Origin of the sequence: Streptomyces sp. NPDC004610 (assembly GCF_040609715.1) — a bacterium.
In the GTDB taxonomy this organism is placed as follows: domain Bacteria; phylum Actinomycetota; class Actinomycetes; order Streptomycetales; family Streptomycetaceae; genus Streptomyces.
Window position 1 is genome coordinate 58,653 of record NZ_JBEXLA010000034.1, and the last position, 17,209, is coordinate 75,861.

General features: G+C 74.2%; 14 protein-coding genes. 9 read left to right on the forward strand and 5 right to left on the reverse strand.

Annotated elements, in window-relative coordinates:
* Positions 1 to 156: 156 nt before the first annotated feature.
* Positions 157 to 1,866, forward strand: a complete 1,710-nt coding sequence (locus tag ABZX40_RS31260) for a hypothetical protein (RefSeq protein WP_355745141.1) — start codon at positions 157 to 159, stop codon at positions 1,864 to 1,866.
* An 84-nt stretch (positions 1,867 to 1,950) separates the two neighbouring features.
* Here the strand turns inward: ABZX40_RS31260 and ABZX40_RS31265 are convergent, their stop codons facing one another.
* Both ABZX40_RS31265 and ABZX40_RS31270 read right to left on the reverse strand, forming a co-directional pair.
* Positions 1,951 to 3,309: a PH domain-containing protein gene (locus ABZX40_RS31265; RefSeq protein WP_355745297.1), complete on the reverse strand. Its 1,359-nt coding sequence runs from the start codon at positions 3,307 to 3,309 to the stop codon at positions 1,951 to 1,953.
* A gap of 620 nt (positions 3,310 to 3,929) precedes the next feature.
* On the reverse strand, positions 3,930 to 4,433 hold the full coding sequence (locus ABZX40_RS31270) for a PH domain-containing protein (RefSeq protein WP_355745138.1): 504 nt from the start codon (positions 4,431 to 4,433) through the stop codon (positions 3,930 to 3,932).
* A 31-nt stretch (positions 4,434 to 4,464) separates the two neighbouring features.
* On the opposite strand from ABZX40_RS31270, the gene ABZX40_RS31275 reads away from it, so the two are divergent.
* Positions 4,465 to 5,616: an NADH-quinone oxidoreductase subunit D gene (locus ABZX40_RS31275; protein WP_355745135.1), complete on the forward strand. Its 1,152-nt coding sequence runs from the start codon at positions 4,465 to 4,467 to the stop codon at positions 5,614 to 5,616.
* 12 nt (positions 5,617 to 5,628) lie between these two features.
* Here ABZX40_RS31275 and ABZX40_RS31280 read toward each other — a convergent pair whose 3' ends face one another.
* Positions 5,629 to 6,690, reverse strand: a complete 1,062-nt coding sequence (locus tag ABZX40_RS31280) for an SAM-dependent methyltransferase (protein WP_355745132.1) — start codon at positions 6,688 to 6,690, stop codon at positions 5,629 to 5,631.
* Positions 6,691 to 6,943: 253 nt separating this feature from the next.
* Between ABZX40_RS31280 and ABZX40_RS31285 the strand changes: the two genes are divergently transcribed.
* The 3 genes from ABZX40_RS31285 to ABZX40_RS31295 all read left to right on the forward strand — a co-directional run bounded on the left by ABZX40_RS31285 (position 6,944) and on the right by ABZX40_RS31295 (position 9,708).
* The gene (locus ABZX40_RS31285) at positions 6,944 to 8,146 is read left to right on the forward strand and encodes a sensor histidine kinase (RefSeq protein WP_355745129.1); all 1,203 of its coding nucleotides are present in this window, start codon (positions 6,944 to 6,946) and stop codon (positions 8,144 to 8,146) included.
* A 90-nt stretch (positions 8,147 to 8,236) separates the two neighbouring features.
* A complete protein-coding gene (locus tag ABZX40_RS31290; RefSeq protein ID WP_355745127.1) occupies positions 8,237 to 8,908 on the forward strand; it encodes a response regulator transcription factor in 672 nt (223 codons plus the stop codon).
* Between the two features lie 167 nt (positions 8,909 to 9,075).
* Positions 9,076 to 9,708 carry an AAA family ATPase gene (locus tag ABZX40_RS31295; RefSeq protein WP_355745124.1) on the forward strand — a complete coding sequence of 211 codons (633 nt, stop codon included), beginning with the start codon at positions 9,076 to 9,078 and terminating at the stop codon, positions 9,706 to 9,708.
* Between the two features lie 418 nt (positions 9,709 to 10,126).
* Here the strand turns inward: ABZX40_RS31295 and ABZX40_RS31300 are convergent, their stop codons facing one another.
* Positions 10,127 to 11,227 carry a DUF5937 family protein gene (locus ABZX40_RS31300; protein WP_355745121.1) on the reverse strand — a complete coding sequence of 367 codons (1,101 nt, stop codon included), beginning with the start codon at positions 11,225 to 11,227 and terminating at the stop codon, positions 10,127 to 10,129.
* Positions 11,228 to 11,564: 337 nt separating this feature from the next.
* Between ABZX40_RS31300 and ABZX40_RS31305 the strand changes: the two genes are divergently transcribed.
* A complete protein-coding gene (locus ABZX40_RS31305; RefSeq protein WP_355745118.1) occupies positions 11,565 to 11,798 on the forward strand; it encodes a hypothetical protein in 234 nt (77 codons plus the stop codon).
* Positions 11,799 to 11,823: 25 nt separating this feature from the next.
* Here ABZX40_RS31305 and ABZX40_RS31310 read toward each other — a convergent pair whose 3' ends face one another.
* Positions 11,824 to 13,047 carry a beta-eliminating lyase-related protein gene (locus ABZX40_RS31310; protein ID WP_355745115.1) on the reverse strand — a complete coding sequence of 408 codons (1,224 nt, stop codon included), beginning with the start codon at positions 13,045 to 13,047 and terminating at the stop codon, positions 11,824 to 11,826.
* Positions 13,048 to 13,534: 487 nt separating this feature from the next.
* Between ABZX40_RS31310 and ABZX40_RS31315 the strand changes: the two genes are divergently transcribed.
* Genes ABZX40_RS31315 through ABZX40_RS31325 form a run of 3 tightly spaced genes read left to right on the forward strand, consistent with a single transcriptional unit; the run spans position 13,535 to position 17,207 of the window.
* On the forward strand, positions 13,535 to 14,482 hold the full coding sequence (locus ABZX40_RS31315) for a DUF2520 domain-containing protein (protein ID WP_355745112.1): 948 nt from the start codon (positions 13,535 to 13,537) through the stop codon (positions 14,480 to 14,482).
* On the forward strand, positions 14,479 to 15,471 hold the full coding sequence (gene panC, locus ABZX40_RS31320) for a pantoate--beta-alanine ligase (RefSeq protein ID WP_355745109.1): 993 nt from the start codon (positions 14,479 to 14,481) through the stop codon (positions 15,469 to 15,471). The genes ABZX40_RS31315 and panC overlap by 4 nt, the downstream gene beginning before the upstream one ends.
* Positions 15,468 to 17,207 (forward strand): L-aspartate oxidase, encoded by a 1,740-nt coding sequence (locus ABZX40_RS31325; RefSeq protein ID WP_355745106.1) that lies wholly within the window; start codon positions 15,468 to 15,470, stop codon positions 17,205 to 17,207. The genes panC and ABZX40_RS31325 overlap by 4 nt, the downstream gene beginning before the upstream one ends.
* Positions 17,208 to 17,209 lie beyond the last annotated feature (2 nt).

A 17,209-nucleotide genomic window follows, 5' to 3' on the forward strand; every position in this document is an offset into this window, starting at 1 on the left:
GGCATCGCCCGGAAGTTGATCATGCGGAGATCGCGGGGAACTCCGGTACGGCTCCGCGCGCCGATACCGAATCGAAACCGAGTGAACGGTTCGGGGTGGCTGTGTTTTTACGGCCCGGCGCACCACGATTCCCCTACGCGCGGTAAGTTTCTGGCCATGCCACGTGGACGTCACCGCCATTCACCGCCCCTGCACCGGCTGCTGCCCCCGTCCGCAATCGCAGGCGTCGCCGTGGTCTGCGCGGTGGGCCCCTGGGTGTTCTCCGAGACCGCGGTGCTCCGCGCGCTGGCCGGGGCCGCCGCCTTGACCGCTGTCGCGGGGGCGATCGTCATGCGCCGCTGGGACACCCAGGCGGGCAAGCAGGTGGCCGACCTCGCGCGCGTGCGGGTGAGCGAGGAGTGGCGTCATGAGGAACGCGTCGCCGAACTGGAGGCCGACCTCGACGAGTCGCGCGAGCTGCGCGGCAAGCTGGAGCAGCGGCTGCGCGCCAAGCGGGCCGAACTCGCGGGCCTGCGCAATGAACACGCTGCCCTGCTGCGGCGGTACGCCACCGCGGAGACCGAGCGTGCGACCGCCCTGGAGGGCCGCCGCCTGCTGGAGATAGAGGCCGGGGAACCGGCGAACGCGCTGCCGCCGGGGGAGTCGGCGGAGTCCGCCGAGGGCTCTGGGGGCAGCGGAGGCAGCGGAGGTAGCGGGGGCTCCGAGGACGCCGGGAACGGCGGCGAGTCCACCGCCGCCGTGTCCGACACGCCGGCGCTCTTCTCGCCCGAGGGCTCGCAACTGTTCCTCCGCGCGCGTGAGGCCCTCGTACGGCTGGAGAAGCGCGAGCAGGGGATGGGCTCCCAGGAGGCGCTGGAGGCGCCTGAGGGGTCGGAGGGGCCTGAGGGGTCGGAGAAGGGCGCCGGGGGCGGGCAGGAGGAGTCCGAGGCGTCCGTGGCCACCGAGCAATCCCTGGCGTCTGTGGCCACCGAGCAGTCCGTCGCGGCTGCGGCGGCCGAGGAGTCCGTGGCGGCTGCTGCGGCTGCGGCGAACGACGGTGAAGCGGTCGTCCAGGAGGGCACTGCGGAGCAGGCCGGCACCAGCCGCGAGCAGGCCGACACCGCCCCGGAGAAGGCCGCCGCCTCCGACCATGACCCCGACCCCGATTCCACCGACCCCGACCCCGACCCGAACGGCAGGGGTCCCGGTGAGCCCGAGGACGCGGCCGACGAGGCTCCGGAGTCCGGGGCCGGGCCCCAGGGCGCCGGTACGGACAGCTCCGTGGCCGTTGCGGACGGCGCGGACCTGCCCGCCGTGACCACCCCGGAGCCCGCGCGGGCCGCCGCCGTACCCGCGCGGGGCGGGGACCGCGCCGGATCCTCGCCCGCACCGGTCGCCGACGGCGGGGCCGGGGCGGCTCAGGAGGGCGAGGCGCAGGGGAAGCCCGAGGCGGCCGACGCGCGCGAGCACGCGGTAGCCACGCCCACGACCCATACCCAGAGCGACGCCGCCGGGGCCGCCGAGACCCGGCCCGTCGGACCCCTTCCGGTGCACCAGCCCGCCGGGCACTTCACCGTCCCCACCGCCGTGGCCGTCGTACCGCCCGCTCCGGCCCGGCGGCCGTCCGTGGAGGGCGGGTTCGACTTCTTCGGCACGCAGCAGCCGGAGGGTGTGGAAGGCGCGGAGAGCGCCGTGCAGGACGAGGATCTGGCCGATGTCGTCGGCCAGGAGGCGCTGGACGCGCAGCGGCTGCGGGCGCAGGCCGAGGACGGGCCGGAGCGGGCCCGGGAGCGCGCGGACGGCGAGGACGGTCCCGTCGTCGACCTGACCGCGCACGACGAGACCGAGCAGATCGACGTCCAGGGGCTGCGCAGCGCGGTGTCCTGACCCCCCCCGTCCGCGACGGAGAGCCCGGTGTGCCGTGCGCACGCCGGGCTCTCGGCGTTCCGGGTGGCGGAGCGCGGGTGGGACTCAGGCCATCCAGCGGTCGGGGCGGGCGTCGCGGCGGCCGGTGCGGGAGCGTTCCGCCTGGGCGTGCAGCAGCAGCGCGGCCTCCTCGGCGTCCCTCAGACGCGTTGTCTCGACCTGGTTGGCCCCCGTGTCCACATGGACGTCCGCGACGCCCCACAGGCGCCCCCAGGGGCCTTGCGTGACGCGTACGCTCTGGACCTTCGCGTGGGGGACGAGGGCGAGCCGGCGGCTCACCAGGCCCTGGCGGGTGGCGAAGACCGTGTCGGTGATCGCCAGCCCGTGGCCGCGCCACCACACCGGCACGCACCAGCGCGCCCGGCGCGGCGGACGGCTGAGCGCGTCCGGCGCGGGGACCGTCACCCCCGGCAGCACCCGCGCGATGACCGACTCCGCGACCTCGCGCGGCGCCACCGGCAGCAGCAGCGAGTTGTCCGAACCGGCCACGGCCAGTTCCACCTTGACCCAGCCGCGCCGCCGCCACAGCCACGGCTCGACGATCCGCACCGTCTGCACCCGCCCCGGCGGCACCGTCTCGTGCGCCCGGTCCAGCAGCCCGTGGTCGATGCGCAGCCCGTCCGGCGACTCGGCGAGCGTCCAGTCGTACTCGCTCACGAACCGTCCCACGCTGCTCGCGCCCGCCGCGCCGATCAGCGGCAGACCGGTCGCGATCACCGTCCACAGGCTGTGGGTGAAGAACCACAGCACCGGCGGTACGACGGCGGCGGCGACCAGCGTGGCCCAGGTCGCGCCGGTCAGGAGCAGGGAGATCGCCAGGTCCCGCGCGGGCACCCGCAGCAGTTGCCGCGCCGGTGCCTCGCCGACCTCGTGCGCGGTCTCCGGCGCGAAACCGGCCGCGCGGGCGAGCAGTTCGGCCCGTAGCGCGCGGGCCTCTCCCTCGCCGAGGAAGGCGAGTTCGTCCTTCTTGTCGGCCCCTATGACATCGAGCCGCAGCTTGGAGACACCCGCCACGCGCGCGAGGAGCGGCTGGGTGATGTCGATCGCCTGGATGCGTTCCAGCCGGATGTGCGCGGTACGGCGGAACAACAGGCCGGTACGGATGCGCAGTTCCGAGTCCGTCACCGCGAAGTGGGTGAACCACCAGGTGAGGAAGCCGTACAGGGCGGCGGCCGGGATCACCACCGCGAGGGCGATCACCAGGGTGGTCGTCGTCAGCCGGGTCAGCTGGCGCTGCGCCTGGTCCGGGTCGTGCAGCGCCCAGCCGATGACCACGGCGATCGGCGCCCAGGCGCGACGGAGGGGGGTGATGGGGTGCAGGCGGCGCTCGGGGTGGGGGGTTGCCTTGGTCTTGGTCGTGGCCTTGGGCTTGGTGTCGCGGTCGGTTGTGTCCGGCGCGGTCATGGTCTCGGGGTTGCTGGTGTCCGGCGCGGTCTTGGTCTCGGGGTTGCTGGTGTGCGGCGCGGTCTTGGTCTCGGGGTCGGTTGTGTGCGGCGCGGTCTTGGTCTCGGGGTCGGTTGTGTGCGGCGCGGTCATGGTCTTGCGGCCGGTCTCGTCCGCCGCGGTCTTGGTTCTGCGGGTTGTCGAGTCCGTCGCCGTCGTCCTGGTCCTGCGGTCCGTTCCGTCCGGCGTTTCTCCGGCGTGCGGGTCCGTCCTGTCCGTCGCCGTGCCGGTCCTCTGGTCCGTCCCGTCCGCCGTACGGGCCCCTTGGCCGGTGACATCCGTCGTGCCGGTCTCCCGGCCCGTCGCATCCGGCGTGCCCGTCCCGCGCGCGGGTACCGCCCCCGGAACCTCGAAGGCATCTGGAGCAGCCCCCAACGCCCCCGGAGCCCCCAATGCCCCTGGAGCCTCGAACGCCTCCGAAGCCTCAAGCACCCCGGGATCCTCGAACGCCCCCGGAGCCTCAAATACCTCAGGAACCCTGGTCGCCTCCGGAGCCCCGACCACCCCCGGAGCCGCCGTCGCCCCCATCGTCGTCTCCCCGCCGGGCCCCGCGTGGCCGCCGCCGTCCGCCCCCGGCGTCGTCACAACCCCGCCGATCGGGCCTGGCCCAGTTCGGTGAGGCGGTCGCGCAGCCGCTCGGCCTCGGCCGGGTCCAGGCCGGGGATCCGGGCGTCGGACGCCGCGGCGGCCGTGTGCAGCTGCACGCTCGCCAGCCCGAAATGCCGCTCCACGGGCCCGGAGGTGACCTCCACGAGCTGCATCCGCCCGTACGGCACCACCGTCGTCTCACGCCACAGCACGCCCCGGCTGATCAGCAGGTCGTCGGAGCGCTCCGTGTAGCGCCAGGACCGCCAGTTGCGCTCCAGCATCACCCAGCCCCAGACCATCAGCGCCAGCGGAAGCAGGGCGAAGGCCGCCCACGCGGGGCCCGCCAGCAGCCCTGGCAGCAGCCCGGCCGCCAGCGTCAGCAGGCCCAGCCAGATCACCAGCAGCAGCCGCCGCATCCGCAGCAGTCCGGGCGGCAGCCCGGTCCACACCGGCTCGGCCCGCGCCGTTCCCGCGCTCGGCGGGCTCCCCGTCTCCATACCGCCAGCCTACGTAGGCCAGACTGTCGCCATGACTCCTACGACGGAGACCATGGTCGGGATCGGCGGCGCCGCGGAGAGCACCGACATGGTGCTCAACATCGGACCGCAGCATCCGTCCACGCACGGAGTGCTCCGGCTGAAGCTGGTCCTCGACGGGGAGCGCATCCAGCGCGCGGAGCCGGTGGTCGGCTATATGCACCGCGGCGCCGAGAAGCTCTTCGAGGCGCGCGACTACCGCCAGATCATCATGCTGGCCAACCGCCACGACTGGCTCTCCGCGTTCTCCAACGAGCTGGGCGTGGTCCTCGCCGTCGAACGCATGCTCGGGATGGAGGTGCCCGTCCGCGCGGTGTGGACCCGCACCCTGCTCGCCGAGCTGAACCGGGTCCTCAACCATCTGATGTTCCTCGGCTCCTACCCCCTGGAGCTGGGCGGCATCACCCCGGTCTTCTACGCGTTCCGCGAACGCGAGGTCCTCCAGAACGTCATGGAGGAGGTCTCCGGCGGCCGGATGCACTACATGTTCAACCGCGTGGGCGGGCTCAAGGAGGACATGCCCGCCGGATGGGCCTCCCGCGCGCGGGAGGCCGTCGCCGGGGTGCGCTCGCGCATGGACCGCTTCGACGATCTGGTCCTGGGCAACGAGATCTTCCGGGGCCGCACCCGCGCGGTCGGGACCCTCGCCCCGGAGACCGCGCAGGCGTACGGCGTGAGCGGGCCCATCGCGCGGGCCTCGGGCCTCGACCTTGATCTGCGCCGCGACGAGCCGTATCTCGCGTACGGCGACCTCCAGGACGTCCTTCGGGTCGTGACCCGCGCGGAGGGCGACTGCCTCGCCCGCTTCGAGTGTCTGCTCGACCAGACGCACAACGCCCTCGACCTCGCCGACGCCTGTCTGGACCGGCTCGGCGACCTCCCGCCCGGCCCCGTCAACCAGCGGCTGCCGAAGGTCCTCAAGGCGCCCGAGGGGCACACCTACGCCTGGACCGAGAACCCGCTCGGCATCAACGGCTACTACCTCGTCAGCAAGGGCGAGAAGACCCCGTACCGGCTCAAGCTGCGCTCGGCGTCGTACAACAACATCCAGGCCCTCACCGAACTGCTGCCGGGCACCCTGGTGGCGGACATGGTGGCCATCCTGGGGTCGATGTTCTTCGTCGTCGGGGACATCGACAAGTAGGTCACCGGGGTGCTAGCCGGCCTCCGCCAGCGGGTCGCCGGCATCCCCCACCGGCGTCACCAGCCAGCCGAAGTCCCCGAGGCCGCCCTCGGCGGTCAGTTCCGCGGCCTCTCCGGCGCCCGCCAGGGCCCGTAGGTAGGCCGCGGGGTCCGTGGTCGCCAGGGCGAGCGGGGGACGCTCCCCGGTGACGCCCAGCGCGCGCAGGGCGGCCCGCTGGCTGAGCACCCGCCCCTGGTGCCCGGTAGCGGTACGCGCGTGGGCCGCGCACGCGTCCAGCGCCACATGGGCCGTGACATCGCACGACCCGTCCGGTACGGGCGCCGTCCCGCGGCCCGCGCGGAAGCCGGTGAGGGTGCCGTAGGGCGGGCGGGTGGCCTCGGTGTGCGCGTAGTCCACCGCTACGGCTGCCCCGCGCGCGAGGCTCGCCACGGCGTCCGCCCAGGCCGTGTCCCGGGGCAGCCCGATCTCCGCGCGCCGCCCCTCGGCGGCCGGCAGCGGCCACCACCGCGCCAGCCACGCCGCGTCCACCCCGCGCACCGGACCGCCGAGCCGCTCGGTCCCGCCCTCGTCGACGAGGACCAGCCGGGCCACGCCCGAGCCGTCGACCTCGGCGACGTCCACAGGCACGTTGTCCAGCCACTCGTTGGCGAACAGCAGCCCCGTCACCCCGCGCGGCGGCTCGTGGCGCCATTCGATCCGGGGATCGAGGCCCTGGGGACGGGCGGCGATCTCGACGCCGTACGCGCGCGTACGGGCCGCCACCTCCGGGGGCAGCGCGGCCAGCACCCCGGTGACCAGCTCGCCCCGGCCCGCCCCCATGTCGACGAAGTCCAGCACCTCGGGACGGCCCAGGGCCTCGTCCAGGCGGCCCAGGAGCCGTGCCACCGCCCCCGCGAACAGCGGCGAGGCGTGCACCGACGTACGGAAGTGCCCGGCGGGGCCGGGGCCCTCAGGGCGGCGGTAGAAGCCGTGCGGGCCGTACAGGGCCTCCTGGGCGGCCTCCCGCCAGCCGCGCACGCGGGGCGGCGCTTCCGGGGCGGGGGAGGAGAGGGCCGGGGCGGAAGGAGCCGCCAAGGCGGAAGCGGAAGGGGCCGGGGCCGGGGCGCCAGAGCCGGAGGGGCCGGAAGGGCCAGAGGGGCCGGAAGGGCCAGAGGGGCCGGAGAGGGGTACGGAATCGGCCGTATCGGCGCCCCGCGTGTCGTCCGTCACGTCCTCAGGCTATGCGCACCGGTGAGTGTGGCCTCCACCTTGGGGAGTATGCGGACGCGGTACGGATCGACCCTTCGGTTGACCCGGGCACACATCTCGTTTCCCTACGCTGGGTTACGTGCAGCGTCTCTACGACTTCATCCGCAGACACCCGACATGGGTCGACGGCTTCTGGGCCCTCGTACTGGTCGGTATCTCCGTGATGAGCTCGGTGGCCACCCAGCCCGAGACGGGGACCGACGCACCCTGGCTGATCATCCCCGTCGCGCTGCTGCTCGGCCTCGTGGTCACCCTGCGCCGAAGGCTGCCGGAGCAGATGCTGATCCTCGCCGTCGTCATCGGTGTGGCCCAGCTGGCGCTGGACGTGTCGACCTCGGTCGCCGACTTCGCCATGCTGGTGATCGTCTACACGGTCGCGGCCAACGGCGCGCGCTGGGCGTCCCGGTTCGCGCTGATCGGCGGTCTGTGCGCGGCGCCGATCGCGCAGGCCCGCTGGCCGATGGCCGAGGCCAGCCCGGCGGGCAATGTGGCGGTGGCCGTGCTCCAGACGGTGCCGTTCGCGCTGGCCTGGGTGCTCGGCGACTCGCTGCGCACCCGCCGCGCCTACTTCGCCCAGCTGGAGGAGCGCGCCGCGCGGCTGGAGAAGGAGCGCGAGGCCCAGGCCAAGGTCGCCGTCGCCGCCGAGCGCGCCCGTATCGCGCGCGAGCTGCACGACGTGGTGGCGCACAACGTGTCCGTGATGGTGGTCCAGGCCGACGGCGCCGCCTATGTCCTGGACGCCGCGCCCGACCAGGCCAAGAAGGCCCTGGAGACCATCTCCTCCACCGGCCGCCAGGCCCTCGCCGAGATGCGCCGCCTGCTCGGCGTCCTGCGCACCGGGGAGCACCAGGAGAGCGGCGAGTACGTGCCCCAGCCGGACGTCCAGCAGATCGAGGACCTGGTGGAGCAGTGCCGTACGGCGGGACTGCCCGTCGACTTCAAGGTCGAGGGCACGCCCCGCCCGCTGCCCAGCGGCGTCGAGCTGACCGCCTACCGGATCGTCCAGGAGGCGCTGACCAACACGCGCAAGCACGGCGGGCCCAACGCGGGGGCGAGCGTCCGCCTGGTCTACTTCGACGACGGCCTCGGCCTGCTCGTCGAGGACGACGGCAAGGGCGCCCCGCACGAGCTGTACGAGGAGGGCGGCGCCGACGGACAGGGGCACGGCCTGATCGGTATGCGCGAGCGCATCGGCATGGTCGGCGGCACCCTGGACGCCGGTCCCCGGCCCGGCGGAGGATTCCGCATCAGCGCCCTGCTCCCGCTCAAGGCGGCGCACTGAGGCCCTTGTGTGTGAGATTGATTCGTAAGACCGCTTGACGAACCCCATGGCAGTGCCGCCCCACCCGGCCGAAGGAAACGGAAGAGCCCGATGACGATCCGAGTGATGCTCGTCGACGATCAGGTGCTGCTGCGCACCGGATTCCGGATGGTGCTCGCCGCGCAGCCGGACATGGAGGTCGTCGCGGAGGCGGGGGACGGCGTCGAGGCCCTCCAGGTGCTGAGCGGCACGGCCGTGGACGTCGTCCTCATGGACGTCCGGATGCCGAAGCTGGACGGTGTCGAGACGACCCGCCGGATCTGCTCCGACCCCAATCCGCCCAAGGTGCTCATACTGACCACCTTCGACCTCGACGAGTACGCCTTCTCCGGCCTCAAGGCGGGCGCCTCCGGCTTCATGCTCAAGGACGTGCCGCCGGGCGAGCTGCTGGCCGCGATCCGCTCCGTGCACAGCGGCGACGCCGTGGTGGCCCCGTCGACCACTCGCCGGCTCCTGGACCGGTTCGCGCCGATGCTGCCCAGCACCGGCAAGCAGCCCGAGCACAAGGAGCTGGGGCGGCTCACCGGCCGTGAGCGCGAGGTGATGGTGCTGGTCGCGCAAGGGCTCTCCAACGGGGAGATCGCCGCGCGGCTGGTGCTGTCCGAGGCGACCGTGAAGACCCATGTCGGGCGCATCCTCACCAAGCTGGGGCTGCGGGACCGGGTGCAGGTGGTGGTCCTGGCGTACGAGACGGGGCTGGTGCGGGCCGGGGGACAGGGCTGATCCCGTTCTCCGGGCTTGATCCGGTTCTCCGGGCTGATCCGGTTCCTCCGGGCGGGTCCGGTTCTCCGGGCGGATCCGGTGATCGGCGGGCTCACCGCGGGGAGTGGGCGGCCCGGCCTGACGGGGACATGGCTGACCGCCGCCCGGCGCGCCGGTAGGGTCTGCGCATGCTCCTGTGGATCAACGGCCCCTTCGGGGGCGGCAAGACACAGACCGCACACGAGATACGGCGCCGCCTGCCCGGCAGCGTGATCTGCGATCCCGAACTCCCCGGCTTCGGTCTGCGCCGTATGCTCCCGCCCGAGCTGCGCGGCGACTTCCAGGACCTCGCCGCCTGGCGCCAGGGTGTCGTCGAGGTGCTCGGCCTCACCCTCGCCAAGCACGAGGGCGTGGTGATCGCGCCCATGACGATCACCGACTCCGGCTACTTCACCGAGACCGTCGGACGGCTGCGCGACCTCGGCCACGACGTCCAGCACTTCACCCTGCTCGCCCGGCGCGAGACCGTGCTGAAGCGGCTGCGCGAACGCGGGCTCGGGCAGGTGATCCGGTTGGTCGCCGGGAAGAAGGCGGTGCCGGGCCGGGAGAGCTGGGCAGCGCGGCAGGTCGACCACTGTCTGGAACGCCTGGCCGAACCGGAGTTCGCCGAGCATCTGTGGACGGACGACACGACCGTCCCCAAGACCGCGGACCGGATCGCCGTCCTCGCGGGGCTGAAGCTGCGCCCCAACACGGAGGGCGCCCTGCGGACCAGGCTGCGTCAGGCGGGGGTCGGGGTGAAGCACATCCGGCTGGACTGAGGCCGGCCCGCGGGCTTGGGCCGTCCTGGAGGTGGCCTCAGGGCAGGGCGGGCCTCCAGGGGCAGGTAGGGGCCTTGGGGACCGGGCGTGGTTTCAGGGGCAGGTAGGGGTCTCAGGGATCGGGTGGGGTCTCCGGGACCGGGTGGGGCCTCAGGGACCGGGAGTGGTGCGCGTCGGCCGGGTACGACCGTGCGTGTCGGCCGGGCATGTCCGTGCGCGTCAGCCGGGCAGGGGACGTGCGGGTCAGCGGGCATGTCCGTGCGTGTCAGCTGGGAAGGGCTGGTGCGTCAGCTGGGCACGGGCGTGCGTGTCAGCCGGTCAGGGGACGTGCGGTCAGTCGGGCACGGGCGGGTGCGTCAGCCGGACACACCCGCCGGTCTCAGTGCCCGTTCCGTCGGGAGCCGCACCGGGGTCCTCGTCATCTGAGCACCCCTTCCAGGAAGTCGCTCCCCAGCCGGGCCACCACCGCCACGTCCAGCTGGTGCAGCACATAGCGGCCCCGGCGGCGGGTCGTCACCAGCCCGGCCTTCTTCAGCACGCCCAGGTGCCGGGATATCTCCGGCGCGGTCATGCCGTGGGCCTGCGCCAGCTCCGTCGTCGTGTACGCGCTGCGGGCCAGATGGCGGCAGATGCGCATCCGCACGGGGTGGGACAGGGCCGTCATCCGCAGGGCCAGCTCCTCCACCGAGGGCGGGCGGACCGGCTCCGGGGCGCTGACCGGGTAGTGCAGCAGGGGCTGCCAGCCATCGCGGTGCAGCACATTCAGATGCGGTCGGCCCAGGCTGGTCGGGACGAGCAGCAGCCGGCCGCTGGAGGCGATCCGGCCCTCGATCAGCTTGTCCACCACGACCTCGCCCGTCCGCTCGTCGAGCCGCACCGCCGGGGACACCGCCGCCAGCGCCTCGGCGAGGCCCTTGCGCCGCAGCAGCTCCGTCTTGTGCCGGGCGTCGGCCGCGAGCTGCGGGCGCAGCTTGCCCCAGATCCCGGCGAAGAACGCCTCGTCGCAGTCCTCCAGGAAGCGCCGCAGCCAGCCCCGGACACTGGGTGGGTCGTCCAGCAGCCGCTGGGTGAAGCGCAGCTGGCGCTGCCCGCGCGAGGCGGCCACCCCGAGCGCCCGCGCGTGTCCCTCGCGGCTCGCCAGGTAGTTCGGCGGCTGGAGGTCGTACTGGAGGGTGCAGGTGAACTCCAGCGCCGCGTCCACGAACTGCTCGTCCGTCAGCTTGTCCAGGAGGTCCAGCTCCTCGGCGAGCGTCGCGCCCGGCAGCACCTCGCCCGGGAGCCCGGCGGACGGCATGAACACATCGGAGTACGTCGACCGCCACAGGAAGTCCGCCTCGCACATACGGTCGGCCACATGCGGGTCCAGCCCCGCCGTCACCCCCGTGGCCCAGCCGCGCAGGCCCGGGTGGTGGCCCGGCTCGGCCAGCACATGCAGCGCCATGCACAGCTCGGCCAAGGGGGAGGGCACGACGGCGACCCCCTCCGGCCGCAGCCCCGTCATGTCGATGCGCACGCTCATCCCCCCATGGTGCACCCGACCACTGACAATGCCCCCGACCAGCGGGTTCGCCGAGGAACGAGAGGCGACGCCCGATTGACGAGGCTGGTCAATCGAGGCGACTTCCGGCGGCAGGGGAAGCAGCCTGGGAGGCCCCTGCGGCGGGGTCGTGGCGCTGATGGCACTTGCGGCGCTGGTGGCACTTGCGGCGGGCGCGGCACTCGTGGGCCCGGTCGGGGCGCGGGGCCCGGACCCCCTTGCGCTCCCGGTCCCCGGACCCCGGACCCCTCGCGCTCCCGGTCCCCGGACTCCTCGCAGTCCCGGCCCGCACCTCTCACGGAAAGGCGTACGAACGGCTATGAGCAGCACCCAGCAGTTCCTCCTCGACACCTACCGCGCCGCCCAGCACGGCGAGCCCATGCCGCCCGCGCCCGGCAGGCACGACGCGCGCGTGGTCCGCGAGATCCGTACCTACCGGCGGTTCCGCGCGGTCCTCGCCGGGCGCCCCGCCCAGGGCCTTCTGCGCCGGATCCGCACCGCTGCCGTCACGACGGCCTCGCGGCGCCACGGAGACGCCCGCTCCGCGTGCTGAGCGGGGAGTCCGCCGGTTCACAGCGCTAACCGCGCTCGGCGGCCTCCTCCCGCAGGATCGCCACGAACCCGGCGACCGCCGTCCGTACATCCGCCGGAGTCCACTCCAGCCCCTCCGCGCGGACCTCGATCTCGGTGACGGCGAGACCGGGTCCGGGCGCGTCCCAGGCGCGGCCGAAGAGCAGGGTGCGGGTCTCCTCGGCATGGCGTACGGCGGCCTCGGCGACGAGATCGGCGTCATAGGGCAGCCAGAGCTGGAACTCGTTGGTGTGCGGCACCTCGGGATGCACCCGGAACCAGGGCAGCCCCGCCGCCGTGAACCCCTCACGCAGCGCTGCGGCGATCACGCGCGCGTGCCGCACGTACTCCGGCAGCCGGGGCAGCTCCCGCTCCAGCCCGGCCAGCGCCGCGAGCACCGTCGGGAACTGCTGGAAGACCAGCCCGCCGTACCGGTGCCGCCAGCTCCTGGCCTGCTCCACGAACAGCGCCGGACCGGCCAGCGCGGCGCCGCCGAGGCCGTTGAGGGACTTGTAGAACGACACGTAGACGCTGTCCGCGAGGCCAGCGATCTCCGGCAGCGGGCGGCCGAAGTGCTCGGTCGTCTCCCACAGGCGCGCGCCGTCGAAATGCACCACCGCCTCGCGCTCCCGCGCCGCCTCGACGATCTCCGTCAGCTCGTCGAACGTGGGCAGGACGAAGCCGGCGTCCCGGAGCGGCAGCTCCAGCATCAGCGCCCCGAAAGGCTCCTCGAAGTCCCGTACCTCGGCGGCGGTCGGCAGCCGTGGCTCGCGGGTCAGCCGGACCGGGCGCAATCCGCTGACCTCGCTGAAGGCGTTGCGCTCATGCACCTCGGGATGGGCCAGCGCGTGCAGGGCGACGGTCCGGTCGCCGGTGCGGGCTGCCCAGCAGCGCAGGGCGATCTGCTGGGCCATCGTGCCGGTCGGGAAGAACGCGGCGGCCTCCGTGCCGAGCAGCCCGGCGACCTTCTCCTCCAGGGCGGCCACGATGCCGTTGCCGTACAGGTCGACGGGCTGGTCGAGGTCGTAGAGGTCCTCGACGTCGTCCAGGACCGTCAGCCGGTCGCGGAGCGAGCTGAGCACGGTGGAGCGTCCGAGGAGGCGCCGGGCGCCCCGCTGGGCCTGCCTGCGCCGCTCGAAGCGTCGGAGACGGCGGGCTTCGGCGGAGTCCGGGTCTGGTGCCGGGTCCGTGTTCGGGTCAGAGCCTGTGTCCGGGGCCGGGCCCGATTCCAAGCCCGACCCCGACCCCGACCCTCGCCCCCGCCCTGACCCCGGCTCCGACCCTGGCACCGACTTCAACCCCAACCCCAACCCTCGCCCCGGTCCGTCCCGATCGACCGGATCTCGATCCCCAGGGGCCCGCACACCCCGCACATCCCGCGCATCCCGCCCGGCGGCCTCAGCAGCCTCAGCGGCCCCGGTAGCGCCGTCCCGTCCCGTCGCGTCCCGCTCCCCATCGCTCATGCCCGGGATCATCTCCCGCCCCCCGCGCGCGGGCACCCGCTTTTGCGACGCCCCTCAGGCGTGCCTTAGACGCTTCTCAGGCGCCTCTCGGGCGCCCCTCCGGCGCGTCCGGCGCGTCGGGCCCGTCGCCGGTGCCCGCAGCCGCGCGGGTACCCACACCCTGTGGACAACCGGACGCCCCCGGAACCGATCGCGTTAACATGACGAGAAATCGTCCGGTACCCGGAGCGGACTGGAACGGGAAGGCCGCAGTCGCGTGAGTACAGTTCACCAGCCAGATCCCAGGGACCGCCCCGCGCGGCTCGCCGTAGGTGTGGTCGGCGCCGGGCGGGTGGGGCCCGCGCTGGCCCTGTCGCTGCAACTCGCCGGGCACCGCCCCGTCGCCGTCTCCGGGGTCTCCGACGCCTCCCGGCGCCGCGCCGCCGAACTGCTGCCGGACGTGCCCCTGGTGCCGCCCGCGGAGGTGCTCGGGCGAGCCGACCTGGTGCTGCTGACCGTGCCCGACGACGCCCTGCCCGGCCTGGTGTCCGGCCTCGCCGAGACCGGCGCCGTACGCCCCGGGCAGCTGCTGGTGCACACCTCCGGCCGGTACGGGGCGCGGGTCCTGGACCCCGCTCTGCGCGCGGGCGCGCTGCCGATCGCCCTGCACCCCGCGATGACCTTCACGGGCACACCGGTGGACGTCCAGCGCCTGGCGGGCTGCTCGTTCGGTGTCACCGCGCCCGATGAGCTGCGGATGGCCGCCGAGGCCCTCGTCATCGAGATGGGCGGCGAACCGGAGTGGATCACCGAGGAGAGCCGCCCGCTCTACCACGCGGCGCTCGCGCTGGGCGCCAATCACCTCGTCACCCTGGTCGCGCAGTCCATGGAGCTGCTGCGCGCCGCCGGGGTGGGGGCGCCGGACCGGATGCTCGGGCCGCTGCTGGGCGCCGCCCTGGACAACGCCCTGCGCTCCGGTGACGCGGCGCTGACCGGCCCGGTCGCGCGCGGGGACGCGGGTACGGTCGCCGCACACATCGGGGAACTGCGCCGGCACTCCCCGGCGACGGTCGCCGGGTATCTGGCGATGGCGCGGGCCACCGCGGACCGGGCGCTCGCCCAGGGGCTGCTGAAGCCGGAGCTGGCCGAGGACCTGCTCGGGGTGCTCGCCGAGGGGAGCCCCGGCGCCGAGGGCACCCGGGGTGCCGAAGGAGACGCCCGATGACCACCACCCTGATCCGGACCGCCGCCGAACTCGACGCCCGCGCGCGTACGGGGCGCCGCGCGGTCGCGATGACCATGGGCGCCCTGCACGAGGGCCACGCCGCCCTGATCCGCTCCGCGCGGGCGGCGGCCGGGCCGGACGGCGAGGTCGTGGTGACCGTCTTCGTCAACCCGCTCCAGTTCGGCGCGGACGAGGACCTGGACCGCTATCCGCGCACCCTGGAGGCCGATCTCAAGGTCGCCGAGCAGGCGGGCGCGGACGTGGTCCTCGCGCCGGGCGTGGACGAGGTCTACCCGGGCGGCGCGCCGCAGGTGCGGATCAGCGCGGGCCCCATGGGGGCGCGTCTGGAGGGCGCCGCACGTCCCGGGCACTTCGACGGGATGCTCACCGTCGTCGCCAAGCTGCTCCATCTCACCCGCCCGGACGTGGCGCTGTTCGGGCAGAAGGACGCCCAGCAGCTCGCCCTGATCCGCCGCATGGTGCGGGATCTGGACTTCGGGGTGGACATCCGCGCGGTGCCCACCGTCCGCGAGGAGGACGGGCTCGCCCTGTCCAGCCGCAACCGCTTCCTGTCGGACCGGGAGCGGCGTACGGCGCTGGCGCTGTCCCAGGCGCTGTTCGCGGGCGCCGACCGGCACGCGGCGCAGGAGGCGCTCCGCGCGCGGGCCCGCGAGGTACCCGCCACCCGCGCGCGTGCGGAGGCGCTCAGCGCGCTCGGCGAGTCCCGCGCGGCGGCCGACGCCCACGCCGTCGCCAAGGCGGCCCCCGGCTCGCCCGCCGCCGTCCGCGCGGCGGCCCGCCTGGTGCTGGACGAGGCCGCCCGGCTGAACCCGCCCCTGGAACTGGACTACCTGGCGCTGGTCGACCCGGCCGACTTCACCGAGGCCGGGGACGGCTTCACGGGCGAGGCCGTGCTCGCCGTCGCCGCGCGCGTGGGCGCGACCCGGCTGATCGACAATCTGCCCCTGACCTTCGGAGCCGCCCCGTGACCAGCGACAGCACGGACACCCGTACCGGCATACGGCTGCACGCGCCCGCCCCGGGCTGGTCGATCGCCGCGGACGTCGTGGTCGTCGGCTCCGGCGTCGCCGGGCTCACCGCCGCCCTGCGCTGCGAGGCGGAGGGCCTGAGGACCGTCGTCGTCACCAAGGCGCGGCTCGACGACGGCTCCACCCGCTGGGCCCAGGGCGGTATCGCGGCGGCCCTGGGCGACGGCGACACGCCCGAGCAGCACCTCGAAGACACCCTGGTCGCGGGCGCGGGCCTGTGCGACGAGGACGCCGTCCGCATCCTCGTCACCGAGGGCCCCGACGCCGTACGGCGGCTGATCGCGACCGGCGCGCACTTCGACGAGTCGGCCGAGGGCGGTCTGGAACTCACCCGGGAGGGCGGCCACCACCGCCGCCGTATCGCGCACGCGGGCGGTGATGCCACCGGCGCGGAGATCTCCCGCGCCCTGGTGGAGGCGGCCCGCGCGCGGGGCGTCCGCATGATCGAGAACGCGCTCGTCCTGGACCTTCTGACGGACACGGAGGGCCGTACGGCCGGTGTCACCCTCCATGTCATGGGCGAGGGCCAGCACGACGGCGTGGGGGCCGTGCACGCGCCCGCGGTGGTGCTCGCCACCGGCGGCATGGGCCAGGTCTTCTCGGCGACCACCAACCCGTCCGTGTCCACCGGCGACGGCGTCGCCCTCGCCCTGCGCGCGGGCGCCGAGGTCAGCGATCTGGAGTTCGTCCAGTTCCACCCCACCGTGCTCTTCCTCGGCGCGGACGCCGAGGGCCAGCAGCCGCTGGTCTCCGAGGCCGTACGGGGCGAGGGCGCCCACTTGGTGGACGCGGGCGGGGTGCGCTTCATGGTCGGGCAGCACGAACTGGCCGAGCTGGCGCCCCGGGACATCGTCGCCAAGGGCATCATGCGGCGGATGCAGGAGCAGGACGCCGAGCACATGTTCCTCGACGCCACGCACTTCGGCGCCGCCATGTGGGAGCACCGCTTCCCGACCATCCTGGCCGCCTGCCGGGCGCACGGCATCGACCCGGTGCACCGGCCCATCCCGATCGCCCCGGCCGCCCACTACGCCTCCGGCGGCGTCCGCACCGACGCCCGGGGCCGGACGACCGTGAGCGGGCTCTACGCGTGCGGGGAGGTCGCCTGCACGGGGGTGCACGGCGCGAACCGGCTCGCCTCCAACTCGCTCCTGGAAGGCCTGGTCTACGCCGAGCGCATCGCCGCCGACATCGCGGCCTGCCGCGACCGGGACCGGCTGCCCGTGCGCGTACCGCAGCCGCTGCCGTACCCCGAGGTCCCCGAGCATCCGCTGCTCGCCCCGGAGGACCGTTTCGCCATCCAGCGGACCATGACCGACGGCGCGGGCGTCCTGCGCTCCGCCGCCTCCCTGGAGCGGGCCGCCGGGCAGCTCCGGCGGCTGCACCGGGACGCGCGCGAGGCCCTCGCCGAGAACGGCAAGACCGCCGAGCCCGGTGTCGACACCTGGGAGGCCACCAATCTGCTGTGCGTGGCCCGTGTCCTGGTCGCCGCCGCCCGGCTGCGCGAGGAGACCCGGGGCTGCCACTGGCGCGAGGACCGCGCCGAGCGCGACGACACGGCGTGGCGCTGCCATATCGTCGTACGGCTGAATCCGGACCGCACGCTCGCGGTGCGCACCACCGATACCGCAGACTTCCCCCCGACCCGCCGGCAACGTCCCTCCCAGGAGCAGTGAGC